We start from the raw sequence: 14,147 nt of genomic DNA on the forward strand, positions 1-14,147 counted from the left end.
GCCGCTGACATAGGTCGCATTCTTTGTGGTACTGCCCACGGTAATGGCAATGCTTGGTGTGCCACTGGTGGTATTGACCGTCACATTTTCACTGGTATTAACGGTGAATTCTAGATTTTCTCCGGCAACATATGTGTCATTACTTGGCACTCCTACGCTAGAGACGGTTGGTGCAGTCGTATCAACGCCAGTACCATTAAGGTTTATTGTGTAAGTGCCTTCGTCACTATCTGTATTGTTAATTGTAGCAGTGCCTGATTTACTTCCAGTGCTCACTGGGGAAAAAGCAACTACAAATGTACAACTGCTCGTATTGTTTTTGTTTAAGGTTTGACTAGGTGATGAACATCCTCTTGAAGATAGAGTGAAACCATCACTAGATGTCACTGCAATAGAATTAATCGTTAAATCTGCCCCGCCCGTCTCTTCTATGGTGAAAGTTTTAGTTGAAGAAGCGCCAACTTCAATATTACCAAAGTTAATAGTCCCGCTATTACTAACATCGCTACCGCCCTCTTTTATATTAATCTCAGGATTGCTTTGACTAGGACATGTTGCCGCATTGTAATACTGACCGTTGAACGTCGAAGTACACTCAGTACGAGATATAGATGTAGTACACTGATTATTATCTCCACGGCGACATGATCCGAGAGCAAACCGCTTATTGGTGCCCTTGGCTAGAATCGTCTCAGTTTTTTGAACCGACTTATTGGTTAGCAACCCCTGTTGTTGTAAAAACTTTAGCGTGTCTTGTTTTGTTTTTTGTCTGACGAGGTGGTTAAAGTCAACGTCAACCTTTTGATCTGGTTTTTTAGGTATTTTTACTGTCACCAGTGAAGCTGCAATACTATTTGTTTTTTCTGCGGCTGTAGGTTTTTTTATACTCTCAGAGGAGCTTTGTTGAATCGCACTTTCAACATTTGCATACGTAGGTGCGCCCACAATAACCGCAGGGATAACCGTTGCGAGTAGCGTTTTATTAACGGGTATATCAAAGAGCATGAGCTAATTCCTCAGAGAAATAAAATAAATGGCTAGCGATGGCTTGAGCGCTTTCAACTAAATACGGTGAGCCATAGGGGATCACCGCAATGTCATAAATTTGTGTCACTTCACCATCAAAATGTAGGTGGGCTATCTGTTCACCAGTGGCCTTGTTTAAAATCCAGATCCCACAAATAGAATTTTCAGCGCCAATACTTTTATCGATGGGCAACTGATAGTCTGTTGCAGGTAACTGACGTTTTACCTCAGATTTTCTGATTGCACTGGTTCCAACTATGAGTAAATCATCTAGCACTTTTATGGCTCGTGTAAAACCAGGTAGCGTGGCTATCACTTCATTATTTCTTGTTTGCAAATTAAAACGATTAATACTGCCGTGACCCGAATCGCAGAAGTAAACATAACCGTCGTCATATTTTGGCGAATGGGGTAACGTGAGCTGGTCGAGTAGAATTTCATTACTCTTAGTATCTATCAAAGTACCAGTTGCACCATCACGCCATGACTCTTTCGAATCATCTTTACCAAAGGTTGTGACAAACCGAGGGACACCATCTTTCATTGCCATACCATTTAAATGGCAACGATTTTCTGGGGCTATTTTACTTATGAACTCAGGTTTCCAACGAGCGACAAAGCCAAAGGTCGCATCAATCGTTGATAAGCAAGAAAAAGAAGAGTTAACAGCCCAAAGGCCCTGATTACCCCAAGCAATATCATGAACATTTATGACCCCAGTTACCAAACTGAACCGCTCACAATATAAGGCGTCGCTTCGTTTAATTCCCTGTACTTGAGCAATGACATCTTGCTGTAATGCATCATCTATTTGCATTTTTTTAGGCAAGCGCTTTGTTGAGTCTAAATAACCGTTGTCAATGCTATTTTTTGCAGGCTCATTGAGAATAAAATCATGTACACCATTGTAGCTAGAAAGTGTGATCCTTTGAGCATCGGCATAGAGCCCCATAGGTTTATTAACTGACTTCACTTCGCAGTGTAATTGCCCATTACTACCGGAGAGAAGAAAGACTGCATTACTCTGATAGCTACTCACTAAAAGAGAAATATTGAGTGCAGACAAAATGCCCGCAAAATTGTCTGATGCTTTACTAGAGTAGTCTAGATACAAATCATTTTCAGATAATTTATTCTCATTTACTGCCATTGAAAATACATCCTTATTTTGAGCGCTCTATTTAGTTTATGTGATTATTAATAAGTTGCTGTCGTAACTCTGACTTTTGTAAACCGCATTGCAGGCTTTTTGCTAAAAAGCCTGTAAAAAATGCTGCCGAGGCTGAAGTGCTAGATGCTGTAATGTATCCAGTTTCATGAATCGACATATGACTAGAAGGAACAAATAAATCTACACAGGGGCCGTAGTTACTGAAAGTACTTAGTTTTTTTTCGCTATTAATGGACCCTATTGTCAGTACTTCAGGTATAAGACTTAGCTTATTAGCTAAACACGCATCTTTAGACCCGTTACCAGCAGCTGTTACAATAAAGACAGTGTTTTCTTGAGCGTGCCAATCTTTTATAAAAGATACGAGTAAGTCACTTTTAAACTCCATTAACCAACTACAATTTACAATGTCTGCATGCATCATTCTGGCGACTGAAAAGCCTAAAATCACAGAAGAAAGTTTACTGCTTGCTTGTTCTATGGCGATAATTTCACTTGCAGGCGCGATACCTTCTTCGCCAGTTGAAAAATTTTTAGCAAGGATCACTCCGGCCATTGCCGTACCATGCCCTATGCGTTTATTTGGAATATCACGAATTTCAATCAAGTTATCAGCATCATAATGCAGTAAAACATGTGTATCTCTAAAAGCTACATGTCTAAAGTCAAAACCATTATCTATCAGAGCGACTCTTACGGAATGAAGTGGCTCTTGGCACTGATTTGGAGAAGGTAAATCGAGCATTGGTAAAGCATTATTTTGTGTGCTTGATGCTGGCTTGTTAACTTGGCCGAATTCCTTTTTTATGTAATGGTCAGGCTGGACTTGGTCGACGCCTTCAATCGCTTCAAGTTGATTGATCATTTCCTGTAAATTATTAGAAGATGTCTTGATTAAAACTATCTCATTATTGCTCATTGTGGCAATTGTATTGAATGAGTCAACACCTATAACTTGGCTCAGCTGTGTCTTAGCAAAAGGCTTAACAAGAGCAAGCAAGTCACCTGTTACAATAAACTGAAGACCTAAATTGCTTGAATAGTGATTTGGCTGCCCTTCTAAAGCAGAAAGTTGGACTTTATGATTTGAATTCTTGAAAGTTATCGCCTGTTGCTTTTCATTTTCGACTAGCTGGCAAGCAGACAAAAAAATCACTACAAGGCAGCAAATAAGTAAACGCATGTATTACCCAAACCCAAAAAGGAAAAATAAAATATTCATATCTAACTATGTTATATCAAGACGATTAGTGTAAAAACGACTTAAATCAAATAACTGTAAAAAGCTCCTATCACCATAATAGGAGCTTATTACAGTTAGTTTCGAGATGGATAAATACCAGACAACGCAATGCAAAAGTTAAGTGTCAAGTATGGTTGTGTATTATTATGAGGCATACTTGAACCTGTACTCGAAATAGCATGTTCACTCATTGAAAAATTCGCTGGTGTCGAAGGAGTTGAACTAAATACATTTTGCCTACTTATTGTCCCATCACCATCTGAGTCACTCCTGTAAAGGCCGCCAAGCGTTTGCGCAGACCCATCAGCAGAGTCACCAGGTGCAGAAACGTATACTTGACCATGACTGTGACTAGGTAGTTGGTCAACTGTTAATGACACTTCACTCGAGCCTTCTCTCTCTCCAATGTAGTGATAACTTAACCCTGGGCCACTCTCTTGACCTCCCCCTACATGAAGTGGTGCTCTGCCTGATAGGTTTGGAACCGCAAAAGTACTTCTTCCGTCTCCACCATGATAATTTGAAAGAATACTGTAGAGCGCTTGATATTGGTAAATCTGTAATAGTGCTCCAGTACAACGCGCCCATTCTCTCGGTGCAAAATAAAACCCAAAGCCTTGAATTTGTCCTATAAAAGGATTCGCCATAGTCTTTTCCTTAATAAGGGTTGAATATTAATTAATTGATTAATTTCTAGATGGATAAATACCAGTCAAGCAAATTTGAAAGTTCACAGCTGAATAAGGCATCATATTTGGGTGAGATTCATTTTTTCCAGTTGACCCCACCTGACCACTGGCCATGGCAAAAACATTATTAAATGGCTGTGTCTCATAAAAGGTACCGTTCTCGTTAGATACATTCGCAAGTATAGAGTTAACTGGAGAGATACTATTAGCTTGACCACTTGAAGCCTGAAGACGATGAGTATGTACGGGCATATCGACTTCTCTCAACGGGACAGACTCTGAGCCTATTTGCATTCCTATTTGTCGACTTGATAGACCGGGTCCTTGACCTCTTCCCATAGGAATACGTCCCCTCATCTCTGGCAACGCAAAAGTATTGATACCATTCCCTCCATAAGTAGTACCAAGGAGAGAAAAGAGAGCTTGCTGGTCCGCAATTCCTATAATTTGCCCGTTACATAACGCCCAATTATGAATTGAGAAAGTCCCACCAAACATAATAATTTCACCAGTAAAGTTTTCAGACATAGTTATTCTCCTTAATTTCTAGCTGGATACTCGCCAATTAATGCTATGGCAAAATTAATAACCATACTTGGCTGAATATTAGTATGAGCTTGATTACCACCTGATGATGTTGGTAACCCATTTTCGTTAAGCATTCTCAATTCATTAGTCGATAGATTAGATCTATATAGTGGTGAAGCAGCTTCTGATAAATTTCTAGATTTAATCTGAGCGAAAGTATTGTTATCTCCACGAGGTTTGTCTGCGTCCAAATTGTCACAACCTAACGTATGACTATGAGACGGCATTTGCTGAATAGTAAGAACAACACTTTCGTGGCCTCCAAACTGACCCATTTGGAAATTTGTTTGACCATAAGGGTAGAGAAGTTCGCCTTGTGAAACTGGCACTCTACCCCTAAGATCAGGTACATTAAACTGTTCGTTACCGTCACCGCCAAATTGAACGCCTAACAATGAAAATAATGCATTGTTGCTATTAATTGGAAGAACCTGTCCATCACATAATGCATAGTTAACGGGTGCCCAGCCAAAGCCAAATTGAACTATTTGACCTAAAAATGGGTTTGCCATATGTATTTTCCTTATAAAAATTGCATCTTAAATTAAGAAGTTTTCAATGCTTTCTCTTCAGCTCTTAACTTTTTATCAAAGTTAAAGCAAAATTCGAGCTCTGTTTCACTATTAGGACTGCTAAATAGATCATAAATACCCAGCTCGTTTAAATTAACTCTGTAATAACCTTGAGTTAAAACAACATCTTGTTTGGGACAAACATCTAAGTAAATTACAAATGACTCCCAACGCTTGCCCTCTGTTTTACCAATAACAACCTCATCAATTTGTGCTTTAAATGACTGATTGTTTGTCAACGACGTGATTTCAATCGTATTCCCTTCCATTGGCTTAAGTGACTCTAAACTTAACTTAATTAAGCTTTGTGCGAAGTTGATATCACCAATTTCTTGCTGTTCGTTTTCAGGCATGATTTGTCCTTAATTTAATTTTAAATTTTTAAGCGCTTTAACAACCATTCGAAAGCGTTTCGATATTATGATTTAAGCTTGCACACCAATTTAACAATTACAAATATATAATTGCAGATTAGTTAGAAAACTTGAATATTTAATACATTACACCGCATTACACGACATTCCATACAATCACCATTTTCAGAGTCTGCATTTAACAAAAACACAAATGAGGGAGTGAAGAAGAAAATAAAACTAAATCACTGATTTTAATTAACTAAACAAAAATAAAACTAGTAAAAACCCGTTGTTTTTTAGACTCTATTTATAAGCTTAAAAAGTAATTTAAGGGCCTTTTTTTAGCAAAATCCTATGTATTGCTATTACCTGAAAAGCAGACTAGCATATAAAAACTTCAATAATTAACCGGTCTTAAAGTGAATAGTTAAGGAAAATATTTATGCTCAATAACGCCATGCAAGGTGGGTTAGTTATCCGCCCATCTAATGATAGAGACAAGCCTTTTCTAATGAATTTGTATAATAGTACCCGTGACGACCTTAAACATGTGGACGCGAGTCACGATTTCATTGAAGAATTAATTGAGATGCAATTTAAAGCGCAATTCGAAGGCTACGGGGAGCAATTTCCTAATGCATTTTACTTTGTCATTGAGAAGCAACAAGAAAAGATTGGCAGAATAGCGGTTGATTTCGGCAACAATGAAGTTCGGATCATAGATATCTCATTTATCAAAGTAGCCCAAAATAAAGGCTACGGCAGCATCGTCATTAATGCGTTAAAATCAGCTGCAGAACAAAACAAAGTACCGCTCACTTTAACCGTGCTTCATTCGAATATTTCTGCAATAAACCTATACCAGAAACTGGGTTTTAAGATTGTTGATAATAAATTACCACACGCGTTGATGATGTGGTTGCCTGAGTCAAAAACTGCCAGAGTTACGGTAAATTCATCACATTTCGAATTATCAAACTGATGTAAAAATACTAAAAGGAATATATTCATGACAGTATCAAGTAGACGACAATTCCTAAAAGCAGCTGCAGCAGCAAGCGCTTTAACAACACTTTCTCATGCAAGCGCAAATACTATTATTTCGCCAACGACCCGTTTTGTAAGCCAAGAAAACGATTACCATACTCCTCCGAAAGGCAAGCGCATCATCCCTGTCATTATTTTTGCTCGTTTCACTCCTGAAACTACAAACCCAACCTTTGGACATGCACGTAAAAGCGAAATCACCTGGCAATTTTCTACTGAAAATGATTTTAGCGAAGTTGTTTCTGAAGGCACTATGATTCATTTAGGTGAAAAATCATTCTCACTAGATGTTAGTTTAGAGGAGGTCCCTTCTGGAACAACAATTTATGCAAGATTTTTATATAAAGGATGCTTTTTAGAGTCTCAAACTGAACTACAAAGTACCGATTATAGCTACTCTTTAAAACCAAATAAAATCATCAAGACCTCACTGATAAACCTCAGAAAGAAAAAGACTGACGTCATCTTAGAAACTAATTTAAAAGCACAATCAATGGCTTAAACCTATCGTGAGCTTTAAAAAGAAAGCCCTAATTTATAGGTGCTTTCTTTGAGTTTAAAGATTTTCACCTCGATATTCTTACTTATAAGTTTATTAATTAAAGGTTTGCTATGCCTGCTATTTCGTATGCCTTCTTAGGAATAAAGTTTAATCCTACAAAATTAAAACAAGACCTTACTAAGCTGTTAGATGAACAGTTTTGGGTCGAACATGTCAATTTAAACGCTCATAAAGGCGGCTGGCAAGTCAGGCCATTAAGGTGCAAATCTGAATTAATTAACACATCACCAGTACTTCAAGCCTTTAGTATTGAGGGCTCTGAGGCATATCAAAACTTGCCAGTTTTGGATTCAGCAGTTGAGTTCAAAAGAGCATTATCTAAACTCAAATGCAAAATTAAGTCTGTCAGGCTTATGCGTTTAGACCCTGGCTGCCACATAACACCACATAGGGATAAAGGCTTGAGCTTAGAGCAAGGCGAGGCTCGTATTCATATTCCAATTCATACTTCTGAAAATCTAAAGTTCCTTGTTGACGGACAAATTGTTCCAATGTCTGCTGGTGAGTATTGGTATATTAATGCTGATCAGATCCACGAAGTACAAAATTTAGGGTCCGAGAGTCGAATTAACCTTGTTGTTGACTGCGAGGTATCTGACTGGTTAAGAGATAAAGTATATAAACACAGCTTCGAAAATATCAACGAAAAATTAGATTTTAAAACCCAAACAGAACTGCTCATTCAAAAAGTACTTAAAGTTGAGAGAAACGGACTGTATCAATATGCTTCTGAAATTCAGTCTTGGGTTAAGCAAATAAGCGCTTTAACTGGATTGGGAGAGCCTGTTGAATCTGGTTGTGCTCAAGGTACTCTCACTAAATACGGTAAAGCTTGTTCAACCATTACTGCTATGCGATGTGCGCAAGAGTTTATGCGCACAATGCAATTTTGGCGCGGAACATATGAAGCTATTAGCTATCAACTTCAAAACCATAAGACAATAAACATACTATATGCAGGTACAGGCCCATTTGGCACGATTTTATTGCCGATTTTACATTTATTTCCTGACAGTAGGGTAAGGGTGCACTTACTGGATATTCATCTAGAATCTATTTCATATCTCAAAAAAGTAATTGAATACCTTAATCTCGGCAAATTCATTGAGGCTATAGAATGCGTAGATGCAACGAAATGGTCATCAACATTAAAGTTTGATGTATTAATATCCGAGACAATGAAAGCAATGCTAGAACAAGAGCCACAGGTAGAAATATTTACTCACCTGGAGCCATTATTAAATCATGAAGGTAGTTTAATCCCTCAAGAAATCGTACTTAGTGCCTCATTGACCCAAAGTAAAAATTTTAGTGAAAATTATTATTTAGGTGAAATCGCCACCTTGAGTAGAGAGTCAGTAAAAAGAATCCAGTCAGAAGGTATGGATGCTTTATCTCGCAGAATAAAAATGCCCGAGACAAGTGAACGCTTTAAAGCTCTTGAGCTGAATACCGTCGTGAAGATATTCGGGAAACATAGCTTGGATAAAAATGAATGCAGCCTAAATTTACCTAAACTTCATTATCTAAAAGCCAGAGCAAACTCGTTCATGACTTTTAAATATCATAAAATAGCCTATCCAAAATTCGATTTTGAATATGTAGCAGTGCAATGTGATTCTGAACTACCTCTTATTAGTAGAGAAGATTCTAGGGTAATGGATACACCAGGTTTGGCAAGATATTGGCACAAGAATTTTAAGGCTTGTTCAGGAAAGACGCTCAAAGAACTTGAAACTGAATTTGATGCAGATAGACAATTATTCGAACAGCTAGGTATAAATATTTTCTCTGCGCTCGCTTTTATCCAGGGTAACAAAGCGAGTTTAGAAGAGTTTGAAAACTGGTTAGATGAACAAATTGCTGTGAATAATTAAAACCACCTAGCTATCAAACTCGGTTGTTTTATCTATTCTTTAGGCACCAAATCAAAATGCAGATAAGCCGCATTTGACGCAATACGCCCTCTTGGTGTGCGCTGAATAAAACCTTGTTGAATCAAGAAAGGTTCGATGACATCTTCAATGGTTTCGCGCTCTTCACCAATGGCCGCAGCGATATTATCTAGTCCGACTGGGCCACCAGCAAATTTTTCAATGAGTGCAAGTAGATACTTTCTGTCCATATAGTCGAAGCCACATTTATCAACATCGACCATATCAAGGGCTTGTTTGGCAATATCTTGGCTGACTTTACCGTCGCCCTTTACTTGAGCAAAGTCTCTTACACGACGAAGTAAGCGGTTGGCGATACGCGGTGTGCCGCGTGAACGACGAGCTACTTCATCAGCTCCTTCTGGGCTGATGGCTAAGTCTAAATAATAGGCCGAGCGCGAAATAATGGTCGCCAAGTCTGCGGCTGAGTAAAACTCTAAGCGCTGTACAATACCAAAGCGGTCACGCAGTGGCGAGGTTAACGACCCTGCTCGGGTGGTGGCACCGATAAGTGTGAATGGTGGCAGATCTAGTTTAATCGAACGTGCAGCTGGGCCTTCGCCTATCATGATATCAAGCTGATAGTCTTCCATTGCTGGGTAAAGAATTTCTTCTACCTGTGGACTCAAACGGTGAATTTCGTCAATAAACAGCACATCGCCTTCTTCTAGATTGGTAAGCAATGCGGCCAAGTCACCGGCTTTTTCAAGTACAGGGCCCGAAGTCGTTTTAATATTCACTTCAAGCTCGTTTGCGACAATATTGGCAAGGGTTGTTTTACCAAGCCCTGGTGGGCCGAAAATCAGTAGATGATCGAGTGCTTCTTGACGAGATCGAGCAGCCTCAATAAAAATTTCCATCTGTTTTTTTACATGGGGCTGGCCTGTGTAGTCGTCTAATAATTTTGGACGAATGGCTCTGTCTATTACTTCTTCGTTGCCTTGAACACTTGGCTCAATCAGTCTATCAGCTTCAATCATAAGGGTTATTACATCATAGATTTAAGCGCTTCTTTTATCAGCGCTTCGGTATTCATATCTGGCTGGCTTACTGCCTTCACCGCTTTTTGTGCTTGCGCTAGTTTATAGCCTAATGCGAGTAATGCAGCAACTGCATCATCGGCTGGATTATTGGCAACCGTCGGATCTTCTTGTGGCGCAATAACTGCGTTATCGCTAAATGGCGTAAGTAAATCATTGCCAAAGTCTTTTAAACGATCTTTCATTTCTAGCACTAAACGTTCAGCGGTTTTCTTACCCACACCCGGAATTTTCACCAAAGTGGTGGCATCTTCGTTATTCACACAGTGGATGAATTGCTCAGCTGACATACCCGATAGAATCGCTAAACCGAGTTTTGGACCTACACCATTGGCTTTTATGAGCTCTCGAAATAAAGCGCGTTCTTTTTTATGATTAAAACCAAATAACAACTGGGCGTCTTCTCGTACCACAAAATGCGTGTAAATCGCTGCTTGCTCGCCAACATTAGGTAACTCATAGAAACAGGTCATTGGCATTTGAACTTCGTAACCTACCCCATTTACATCAAGTAAAATCTCCGGTGGTTGTTTTTCTAATAGTGTGCCGCTTAGTCTTCCAATCATGTTTATTGCCTTAATCTTCGACGAACCGTTTTACTGGCGTTACCAGCTAAACGAATTAAATTTTGCTCAGAATGTGCATGACAAATGGCAATGGCTAATGCATCTGCGGCATCGGCTTGCGGTGTGCCTGGTAACTTCAAGATACGTTTCACCATTTCTTGAACTTGCTCTTTTTTAGCGCCACCTGTGCCTACAACAGCTTGTTTGACTTGCCTAGCTGAATATTCATAAACAGGAACATCTTGCATAGTTGCAGCAACAATTGCTGCGCCTCGGGCTTGTCCTAGTTTTAATGCGGAGTCTGGATTATGTGCCATAAACACTTGCTCTATACCAAAGCTTTGCGGGTTGAATTGCTCCACCAGCTGGGTGACACCTTGGAAGATCATTTTTAATCGGGTCGGAAAATCATGCTCACCCACTTTAATACAACCACTGCCTAGGTAGGTAAACTTACTTCCTTGATGATCAATCACGCCGTACCCAGTAAACCTTGAACCGGGATCTATGCCTAAAATTACTGCCAAAGCACATTCTCATTTATTTTTTTGGCATAATGCCAAAATACTGTATGAATTACCAGTTATTCATTATCTCTTTGCAACGCTGGCAAAGTTACTGTTGCGATTGCACCTTGATCAAGGTGATTCTCTAATTGTAATTGTCCGTCATGGTTAAGCATTATCTGCCTGCTTAATGCTAAGCCCAAGCCTGTGCCTTGCTGTTTAGTGGTATAAAAAGGCACAAATAAATTATCAAAATTGGCGATCCCTTGTCCAAAGTCTCGGATGCTAATTTTCAACATGTCATCACTTGCTTCAAGGTTTAACTCAATACCTTGCTGGTTATTTGCTGCATTAGTTTCAATGGCATTTTTTATCAGGTTGATGAGCACTTGCTGAAGTTGTTTTTTATCAACATTCAGCACTAACTGTGAGGCAGCTTTTGGCCAATTTTCGCTATAAGTAAATTCACAATCAAATAAAGGTAAAATAGGATCAAATAAACTTTGTACGGTGACAGCTGATTTACTCGGCTTTGGTAATTGAGCCAATTCTCGGTAACTGGTAATAAAAGCCTGCAAAGAACTTGCCCGCTCGGAAATTATCTCTAGCCCTTGCTGAAACTGTGGTTGCTTCTCAAATTCACATTGTTGAATTTTCTTATTGAGACTACGACTGATTGTCGCAATTGGCGTGAGGGAATTATTAAGTTCGTGACTTAACACTCGCAATAAGTCTTGCCATGCTTGCTGCTTTCTCTCATCGAGTATTTGTTCGGCTTTTATTAGTAGTAGCAGCGTATGTGGGGTGCCTGCGCTTAGATACTTATCTTTAAATACAAAATACTCGCCTTGTAACTGCGTAGTGTTTAACGTTACAACTGCTGAATTTTTCTCAGTGAGTGATTTCATCCAACTGAAATCTTGAAGTGAACAAACTTCTAACTCTTGACCTAAAAATAACTGGGTATGTGCGGCATGATTTGCCATCACGATATTTTGCTCATTGTCGTAAGCAAAACACATGGCTTGAACCTGATCTAAAATTTTATCGATCAGTATCTGCTTTTCAGATACTTGGCGACTCTTTGCTTGTAAGTTATCTGCGAGCGTATTGATTAGTTTCAACAGTGGCGCGATGGCGGCATCTTGCTGTAAGTTTCCACGCATTGTGTAATCTTCTTCAATCAAAGCCGCCAATAAGTTACTAATAAGCTGTTGTTGTTTGTCTATGTTATTTCGTGTGGCGTAGGCCACATAAAATAACCCTAGCAAGGCGATGATGCTGAAGAATGCCAACAAATAGGTGTTGAGCCCTACATAAAGTAAACTAAAAAACGCCACTAAAATGGCAGGCAGCGACAAACCCAATAATAACCGAGTCTGTTGCTGTTTATGATCAACCGCTTTCATTTTGGAGCGCTTAAAAAATTGCATGCTATTGCGCTTCGTATTTTGCTAAACGACGGTAATAACCACTGCGACTGAGACCCAAAGATTTGGCTGTTTCGGTGACATTCCCTGCAAAGTGTTTAAGTCTTTGCTCCATTGCCTGAAATTCTATTTCATCTAAGGTTAAATTGGCTTGGGTGGTAATACTGTCTTCTGGCATCGATGTCAGTGCATTTTGCTGAGTGAGATTACTGGTTACGTTGAGATTCAGGCTCTCAGCTGTGATATTTGTGTCACTTAAAACAGTGCACGCTCTATACAATGACTTAACTCTCTTAAATTGCCCGGCCAGTGATATGCGAGCAATGCAGATTTAGCACACTCAGACAAACAAACATCGTTTTTGCCGTAATGCTTACTGTGCTTCGCAACAAAGTAATTTGCCAATGGCACAATGTCGTCTTTACGCGCTTTCAACGCAGGCATGTGCAAGGTAACCGTATTTAAACGATAAAATAAATCTTGTCGAAATGACCCTGCTTGAATGGCACATTCAAGATCGGTATTGGTCGCAGACACTAATCTTACATCAGCATGTTGGGTTTTGCTTGAACCCACAGGCTCAAATTGTTTTTCTTCGAGTACACGTAGCAATTTTGCCTGCTGAGCAAGCGGAATATTACCTATTTCGTCTAAAAATAATGTGCCCTGCTGCGCCATTTGAAAGCGCCCTGCGCGGTTTTGTTTGGCATCTGTAAACGCGCCCTTTACGTGACCAAATAACTCACTTTCAAATAAACTTTCTACAATCGCGCCCATATTTGCACTACAAAAGGGCCCTGAAGCTCGCTTTGAAAACTGATGAATTTTACTTGCAAGTAAACTTTTACCTGTGCCGTTTTCACCTGTGATCAAAATGTTCATATCACTTTTTGCTAAACTTTGTGCCTGTTTGAGCAGTTGCTGCATCACTGCTGATTCTGCAATGAGATCGTCATGTTGAAGATATAGGTCTTGTTTCAGTTGACTATTTTCGTCTTGCGCAAGTTCGAGCTGTTGCTCTCGCTCGGCCAGTTTAATTTGGGTTTGAATGGTATTAATGAGTGCGTCGTCTTGCCACGGTTTTTGCACAAAGTCTTTCGCACCGGCCTTCAATGCTGCAACCGCGATATCTATAGTCGCCCAGCCTGTCATGGCAATAATCGGCGGCAATTTATCGGCCAACAATTCATTTATTTGCTGAATAAATTCAATACCTTCACTGCCTGATGTGGTATCACGATGGAAATTCATATCCAGCATGACGAGATCAAAGTTATGTTGCGTTAATTGGGTTTTAGCTGCTTCCAGAGACGTTACCCCTTGCACATCAAAACCATGATCATCTAGTAAAAACTGTAGGCTGGCGATGATATTAATATCATCGTCAGCCACTAAAATGTTTGCCATTATTATTGTT

16 protein-coding genes are annotated in these 14,147 nt (G+C 39.5%); 3 read left to right on the top strand and 13 right to left on the bottom strand.

What is annotated here, in order from left to right; all coding sequences use genetic code 11:
- The 7 genes from C1E24_RS12680 to C1E24_RS12710 form a co-directional block, all read right to left on the bottom strand.
- The coding region (locus C1E24_RS12680; protein ID WP_138481997.1) for a choice-of-anchor D domain-containing protein at nucleotides 1-1,005 on the bottom strand (1,005 nt) is incomplete at its 3' end.
- Nucleotides 995-2,176, bottom strand: a complete 1,182-nt coding sequence (locus tag C1E24_RS12685; protein ID WP_138481999.1) for a TIGR03032 family protein — start codon at nucleotides 2,174-2,176, stop codon at nucleotides 995-997. The genes C1E24_RS12680 and C1E24_RS12685, both read right to left, overlap by 11 nt.
- A 31-nt stretch (nucleotides 2,177-2,207) precedes the next feature.
- Complete coding sequence (locus tag C1E24_RS12690) at nucleotides 2,208-3,380, bottom strand: S8 family peptidase (RefSeq protein WP_138482001.1); 1,173 nt, start codon at nucleotides 3,378-3,380, stop codon at nucleotides 2,208-2,210.
- 134 nt (nucleotides 3,381-3,514) lie between these two features.
- Entirely contained in the window at nucleotides 3,515-4,087 is a 573-nt protein-coding gene (locus C1E24_RS12695) for a phage tail protein (RefSeq protein ID WP_138482003.1), read from the bottom strand.
- 39 nt (nucleotides 4,088-4,126) lie between these two features.
- Nucleotides 4,127-4,657, bottom strand: coding sequence for a phage tail protein (locus C1E24_RS12700; RefSeq protein WP_138482005.1), 531 nt, complete (start codon nucleotides 4,655-4,657; stop codon nucleotides 4,127-4,129).
- Between the two features lie 11 nt (nucleotides 4,658-4,668).
- Nucleotides 4,669-5,229 (bottom strand): phage tail protein, encoded by a 561-nt coding sequence (locus C1E24_RS12705; protein WP_138482007.1) that lies wholly within the window; start codon nucleotides 5,227-5,229, stop codon nucleotides 4,669-4,671.
- Between the two features lie 32 nt (nucleotides 5,230-5,261).
- Nucleotides 5,262-5,642, bottom strand: coding sequence for a DUF6916 family protein (locus C1E24_RS12710; protein WP_138482009.1), 381 nt, complete (start codon nucleotides 5,640-5,642; stop codon nucleotides 5,262-5,264).
- Nucleotides 5,643-6,087: 445 nt separating this feature from the next.
- Here C1E24_RS12710 and C1E24_RS12715 point away from each other — a divergent pair, with 445 nt between their 5' ends.
- The 3 genes from C1E24_RS12715 (at nucleotide 6,088) to C1E24_RS12725 (ending at nucleotide 9,131) form a co-directional block, all read left to right on the top strand.
- Entirely contained in the window at nucleotides 6,088-6,627 is a 540-nt protein-coding gene (locus C1E24_RS12715) for a GNAT family N-acetyltransferase (protein ID WP_138482011.1), read from the top strand.
- 27 nt (nucleotides 6,628-6,654) lie between these two features.
- On the top strand, nucleotides 6,655-7,194 hold the full coding sequence (locus tag C1E24_RS12720; RefSeq protein WP_138482201.1) for a PhoD-like phosphatase N-terminal domain-containing protein: 540 nt from the start codon (nucleotides 6,655-6,657) through the stop codon (nucleotides 7,192-7,194).
- A 110-nt stretch (nucleotides 7,195-7,304) separates the two neighbouring features.
- The gene (locus C1E24_RS12725) at nucleotides 7,305-9,131 is read left to right on the top strand and encodes an aspartyl/asparaginyl beta-hydroxylase domain-containing protein (protein WP_138482012.1); all 1,827 of its coding nucleotides are present in this window, start codon (nucleotides 7,305-7,307) and stop codon (nucleotides 9,129-9,131) included.
- Between the two features lie 32 nt (nucleotides 9,132-9,163).
- On the opposite strand, the gene ruvB is transcribed toward C1E24_RS12725, so the two are convergent.
- Genes ruvB through C1E24_RS12755 form a run of 6 tightly spaced genes read right to left on the bottom strand, consistent with a single transcriptional unit; the run spans nucleotide 9,164 to nucleotide 14,137 of the window.
- Nucleotides 9,164-10,168 (bottom strand): Holliday junction branch migration DNA helicase RuvB, encoded by a 1,005-nt coding sequence (gene ruvB, locus C1E24_RS12730; RefSeq protein ID WP_058030062.1) that lies wholly within the window; start codon nucleotides 10,166-10,168, stop codon nucleotides 9,164-9,166.
- Nucleotides 10,169-10,176: 8 nt separating this feature from the next.
- Complete coding sequence (gene ruvA / locus C1E24_RS12735) at nucleotides 10,177-10,794, bottom strand: Holliday junction branch migration protein RuvA (protein WP_058030063.1); 618 nt, start codon at nucleotides 10,792-10,794, stop codon at nucleotides 10,177-10,179.
- Nucleotides 10,795-10,796: 2 nt separating this feature from the next.
- On the bottom strand, nucleotides 10,797-11,321 hold the full coding sequence (gene ruvC, locus C1E24_RS12740) for a crossover junction endodeoxyribonuclease RuvC (protein WP_138482014.1): 525 nt from the start codon (nucleotides 11,319-11,321) through the stop codon (nucleotides 10,797-10,799).
- A gap of 56 nt (nucleotides 11,322-11,377) precedes the next feature.
- A complete protein-coding gene (locus C1E24_RS12745) occupies nucleotides 11,378-12,709 on the bottom strand; it encodes a sensor histidine kinase (RefSeq protein ID WP_171040891.1) in 1,332 nt (443 codons plus the stop codon).
- 25 nt (nucleotides 12,710-12,734) lie between these two features.
- Nucleotides 12,735-13,010, bottom strand: coding sequence for a helix-turn-helix domain-containing protein (locus C1E24_RS21220; RefSeq protein WP_346765675.1), 276 nt, complete (start codon nucleotides 13,008-13,010; stop codon nucleotides 12,735-12,737).
- Nucleotides 12,986-14,137 (bottom strand): sigma-54-dependent transcriptional regulator, encoded by a 1,152-nt coding sequence (locus C1E24_RS12755; RefSeq protein ID WP_138482019.1) that lies wholly within the window; start codon nucleotides 14,135-14,137, stop codon nucleotides 12,986-12,988. Before C1E24_RS12755 ends, C1E24_RS21220 begins: the two co-directional genes overlap by 25 nt.
- Nucleotides 14,138-14,147: the final 10 nt, after the last annotated feature.

Origin of the sequence: Pseudoalteromonas phenolica (genome assembly GCF_005876835.1) — a bacterium.
Lineage (GTDB): Bacteria > Pseudomonadota > Gammaproteobacteria > Enterobacterales > Alteromonadaceae > Pseudoalteromonas > Pseudoalteromonas phenolica_B.

Bases quoted from the DNA above. Each gene is read 5' to 3' on its own strand.
- C1E24_RS12715 (WP_138482011.1), top strand. From the start codon at position 6,088: ATGCTCAATAACGCCATGCAAGGTGGGTTAGTTATCCGCCCATCTAAT.
- C1E24_RS12690 (WP_138482001.1), bottom strand. From the start codon at position 3,380: ATGCGTTTACTTATTTGCTGCCTTGTAGTGATTTTTTTGTCTGCTTGC.
- C1E24_RS12700 (WP_138482005.1), bottom strand. From the start codon at position 4,657: ATGTCTGAAAACTTTACTGGTGAAATTATTATGTTTGGTGGGACTTTC.
- C1E24_RS12725 (WP_138482012.1), top strand. From the start codon at position 7,305: ATGCCTGCTATTTCGTATGCCTTCTTAGGAATAAAGTTTAATCCTACA.
- C1E24_RS12720 (WP_138482201.1), top strand. From the start codon at position 6,655: ATGACAGTATCAAGTAGACGACAATTCCTAAAAGCAGCTGCAGCAGCA.
- C1E24_RS12710 (WP_138482009.1), bottom strand. From the start codon at position 5,642: ATGCCTGAAAACGAACAGCAAGAAATTGGTGATATCAACTTCGCACAA.
- ruvB (WP_058030062.1), bottom strand. From the start codon at position 10,168: ATGATTGAAGCTGATAGACTGATTGAGCCAAGTGTTCAAGGCAACGAA.
- C1E24_RS12695 (WP_138482003.1), bottom strand. From the start codon at position 4,087: ATGGCGAATCCTTTTATAGGACAAATTCAAGGCTTTGGGTTTTATTTT.
- ruvA (WP_058030063.1), bottom strand. From the start codon at position 10,794: ATGATTGGAAGACTAAGCGGCACACTATTAGAAAAACAACCACCGGAG.
- C1E24_RS12685 (WP_138481999.1), bottom strand. From the start codon at position 2,176: ATGGCAGTAAATGAGAATAAATTATCTGAAAATGATTTGTATCTAGAC.
- C1E24_RS12705 (WP_138482007.1), bottom strand. From the start codon at position 5,229: ATGGCAAACCCATTTTTAGGTCAAATAGTTCAATTTGGCTTTGGCTGG.
- C1E24_RS12755 (WP_138482019.1), bottom strand. From the start codon at position 14,137: ATGGCAAACATTTTAGTGGCTGACGATGATATTAATATCATCGCCAGC.
- C1E24_RS12745 (WP_171040891.1), bottom strand. From the start codon at position 12,709: ATGAAAGCGGTTGATCATAAACAGCAACAGACTCGGTTATTATTGGGT.